The organism is Micromonospora sp. NPDC049799, from assembly GCF_040656655.1.
Taxonomy (GTDB): domain Bacteria; phylum Actinomycetota; class Actinomycetes; order Mycobacteriales; family Micromonosporaceae; genus Micromonospora.
On the sequence record NZ_JBFAMU010000469.1, the window covers coordinates 1 to 3,871 of the forward strand.

Consider the following 3,871-nt stretch of genomic DNA (forward strand, 5'->3'; position numbering starts at 1 on the left):
GCCGGCGCAGGCACCGCCGGCGCGGACACCACCCCCACGACCACCGCCCTCGCGGCCGGCCGTGTCGGGACCCGGCCGACGTCCTCGCGGATCGGGCCGACCGCTGGGTTGAGGATCCACCGGGCTCTCGTCGACCGCACCGAGATCGTCGAACGGGCCGGAGTCACGGTGACCACCCCGGCCCGGACCTGCTGGGACGTCGCCCGCTGGCTCGACGTCGTCGAGGCAGTCGTGATCATCGACGCGCTGCTGGCCGCGCGGCTCACCACCATGGAGGCCCTGCGTGAGTACGCCCTCGCCCGGGCCGGCCAGCGTGGCTGGCGGGCGATGCTGCGCGCGGTGGACCTGGCGGACGCCGGCGCGGAGTCCCCGCAGGAGTCACGCACCCGCGTCACGCTGGTCCTCGCGGGCCTGCCCCGGCCACGGACCCAGTGGGTGGTCACCGACCGGGGGCGCTTCGTCGCGCGGCTTGACCTGGCCTGGCCGGAGTTCAAGGTGGCGGTGGAGTACGACGGGCTGTGGCACGACGAGCCCGGGCAGTTCCACCGGGACCGCCGCCGCCTCAACCGACTCCAGGGCGATGACTGGATCGTGCTGCACGTGACGTCGAAGCGGCTCCGCGAGGACCTCGACGGCTTCCTGGCAGAGGTGCGCGCCGCCCTGCGGTCCCGCGGTCACCGCGCCGCACGGGTCTGACCCTTCCCAAGATCGTGCCCGAACAGGGAAGTAGTGGCCTCCCACCGTTGGGGAGGCCACTACTTCAGGGATCGAGCACGATCTTGCACGACCCGGCGCGCGCGGGGTGGGGCGTTACGCCGCGAGGTACTTGGCGAGGTCGTCGAGGATCTTGTTGGCGGCGCCGACGCCGATGCCGGTCATCCAGACCTCGTCGCTGACGACGTGCGCCTTGCCCGCCTTGACGGCGGACAGGTTCTTCCACAGGCTGCCGCCGGTGACGGTGGCCTGCTCGGCGACCGCCTTCTCGCCGTACGCGGTCACGAACACCACGTCGCCGTCGACCTCGCTGATCCGCTCGGGGCTGACCAGGTCGAAGCGCTTGTCCTCCTTGCCGTCGAGCTTCTGCCGCTCGGGGCGGCCGAGGCCGGTGTCGCCGATGACGATGCCGGAGAACGAGTCCGGGCCGTACACGCGGATGGCGCCGGGGATGAACCGCACGATGGAGACCTCGCGGGTGGCGGCGTCACCGAGCGACGCGCCGAAGTCCTTCGCCCGCTTCTCGTAGGTGTCGAGCAACCCGCGAGCCTCCTGCTCCTTGCCGAGGGCCTTGCCGTCGAGGAGGAAGTTCTCCTTCCAGGTGATGCCCACCTTCTCGGTGAAGACGGTCGGCGCGATGGCCGCCAGCTCGTCGTAGAACTTCTCCTGACGGAACTTGCTGCCGAGGATCAGGTCCGGCTTGAGGGCGTTGATCGCCTCCAGGTCGGGCTCGGTGAGCACCCCGACCTCGGTGATGCCGGCGAGCTTGTCCTCGCCGAAGTACGTCGGCCAGCTCTTCGCCTCGCCGGCGGTGGCGGCGCCGACCGGCTTCACGCCGAGGGAGAGCGCGGTGTCGATCTTGTCGGTGTCGAGCACCACGACCCGCTTCGGCTCCGCCGGCACCTTGGTGGTGCCCATGGCGTGGGTGATCTCCCGGGTCTCCCCGGTGGTGGTGCCGGCGACCGGGTCGCTCTCACCGCAGGCGGTAAGACCGACGCCGAGGGCGAGCGCCGTGGTGAGTGCGGCGGCGAGACGACGCATGAGGTTCCTTTCGAGGTACGAGCCGGTGCGCGGCGACGCCGCGCGGGCCGGTCAGGGCTGGCGGGACACCGGAGCGGTGGCCGCCGGAGCGGAGGGGGTCGGATCCGTCGTCGGGTCCGAAGCCGGAGTCGGAGTCGGCACCGGAACGGGGGCCGAGACGGAGGCGATGGGCGACAGGGACGGCGAGGTGAGGCCGGGCACCACGAGCGGCGCGCCGGTCACCGGGCAGGGAACGACGACACAGTCGAGGCCGAACACGTCCCGGACCAGGTCGGCGGTGAGGATCTCGCGGGGTGGCCCGGCGGCCACCACGGCGCCGGAGCGCATGGCGATCAGGTGGTCGGCGTACCGGGCGGCCTGGTTGAGGTCGTGCAGCACGGCCACGACGGTCCGGCCCCGCTCGACACGCAGCCGGTGCAGCAGGTCCAGCACCTCCACCTGGTGCGCCAGGTCGAGGAACGTGGTCGGCTCGTCGAGCAGGAGCGCCTCGGTGTCCTGGGCGAGCGTCATGGCGATCCAGACCCGCTGCCGCTGCCCGCCGGAGAGGGTGTCGACCGGCCGGTCGGCCAGCCCGGCGACGTCGGCGAGGGCCATCGCCCGGTCGACGGCGGCGGCGTCCTCGTCGGACCACTGCCGCCACCACCGCTGGTACGGCTGCCGACCCCGTCCGACCAGGTCCGCGACGGTGACGCCCTCGGGGACGAGCGGGCTCTGGGGCAGCACGCCGAGCCGGCGGGCGACCTCGCGGGTGGGCAGGTCGCGGATGGCGGTGCCGTCGAGCAGCACGGTCCCCCGCCGGGGCGTGAGCAGGCGGGCCATGGTGCGCAGCAGCGTCGACTTGCCGCAGGCGTTGGGGCCGACGATGACGGTGAAGGCGTCGGCGGGCAGGTCAAGGTCGAGCCCGTCCAGCACGGTCCGCTCGTCGTATCCGGCGACCAGGTCGCGGGTGGAGAGCATCACGCCTCCTTGCAGGGGTCGGCGAACGGGAATATGGCGGCGCCGTCGCCACGGTGGCCGGCGGGCGGAGTCGGCACGGGGGCCACCGCCACCCGGCCGGGAACGGAGGCGGTCACGTCGGCCTCCGGCGACCGCGGAGCAGCAGGAACATCAGGTACGGGCCGCCGATGGCGGCGGTGAGCACCCCGGCGGGAAGCTGGGTGGGTGCGAACAACCGACGGCCGGCCAGGTCGGCGAGCACCAGCAGCAGCGCGCCGACGAGGGCGGCGCAGACCATCGGGGGACGCTCGGCGCGGACCAGCCGCCGGGCCAGTTGCGGGGCGACCAGGGCGACGAAGTCGACGGCGCCGACCTGCGCGGTGACCATCGCGGCGACGGCGACGCCGGTGCCGGCGAGGCCGATCCGGCGGGCCGTGGGCCGCAGGCCGATGCCCCGGGCGGTGTCGTCGTCCAGGGCGCTGCTGTTGAGCGCCCAGCCGGCCCAGGCCAGCACCGGCAGCAGCGCGGCGAGGGTGGCGGTGATCCAGAGCGTCTCGGTCCAGCCCTTCCCGGCGAGGGTGCCGATCAGCCAGATCTGCGCTCGCAGGCCGTCGATGGGGTCGGCGGTGAGCAGGACCACCTCGGTCAGCGCGCGCAGGGCGAACGCGACCGCGACGCCGGCGAGCACGAACCGCTGCGCGGCCAGCCCGTGCCGGGCGCCGAGGGCGAGCAGCAGTGCCGCCGCGACCAGCCCCCCGAGCAGCGCGCTGGGCGCGACGAGGACGGCGGCGGCACCGCTGGTGAGGGCGACCGTGGCGGCCAGGCCCGCACCCTGGGTGACGCCGATGACGTCGGGACTCGCGAGGGGGTTGCGGGCCACGCTCTGGATCAGGGTGCCGGCCACGCCGAAGGCAGCGCCGGCCACCGCCGCCAGCACCAGCCGGGGCAGCCGCAGATCGAGGACCACCAGGTCGTACGGAGTGCCGGCGCCGGAGAGCGCGCGGAGCACGTCGGGGGTGGCGACGTACGGGGTGCCGAGGGAGAGGCTGAGCAGACCGGCGACCAGCAGCAGCACCGTCGTCGCGGCGGCGACGAGCACCGCCCGGCGGCGGACCTGCACGCTGACCGGGCCGACCCGCAGCAGCGAGCGTCCGGGCAGCCCGGCGAAAGTGGTGGGGGC

General features: G+C 74.1%; 3 protein-coding genes and 1 pseudogene. 1 reads left to right on the plus strand and 3 read right to left on the minus strand.

Features of this window, described 5'->3' with window-relative positions:
• Positions 1–696, plus strand: a pseudogene (locus AB0I76_RS24615) (hypothetical protein); the annotation flags it as partial.
• Between the two features lie 114 nt (positions 697–810).
• Here the strand turns inward: AB0I76_RS24615 and AB0I76_RS24620 are convergent.
• The 3 genes from AB0I76_RS24620 to AB0I76_RS24630 all read right to left on the minus strand — a co-directional run.
• Positions 811–1,755 carry an iron-siderophore ABC transporter substrate-binding protein gene (locus AB0I76_RS24620; RefSeq protein WP_357039847.1) on the minus strand — a complete coding sequence of 315 codons (945 nt, stop codon included), beginning with the start codon at positions 1,753–1,755 and terminating at the stop codon, positions 811–813.
• A gap of 51 nt (positions 1,756–1,806) precedes the next feature.
• Complete coding sequence (locus AB0I76_RS24625; protein ID WP_357039850.1) at positions 1,807–2,712, minus strand: ABC transporter ATP-binding protein; 906 nt, start codon at positions 2,710–2,712, stop codon at positions 1,807–1,809.
• A gap of 112 nt (positions 2,713–2,824) precedes the next feature.
• Positions 2,825–3,871, minus strand: a 1,047-nt coding sequence (locus tag AB0I76_RS24630; protein ID WP_357039854.1) for an iron ABC transporter permease, incomplete at its 5' end; no start/stop codon positions are given.

Excerpts from the sequence above, each read along its gene's own strand:
- AB0I76_RS24620 (WP_357039847.1), bottom strand. The coding sequence starts at position 1,755 with ATGCGTCGTCTCGCCGCCGCACTCACCACGGCGCTCGCCCTCGGCGTC.
- AB0I76_RS24625 (WP_357039850.1), bottom strand. The coding sequence starts at position 2,712 with ATGCTCTCCACCCGCGACCTGGTCGCCGGATACGACGAGCGGACCGTG.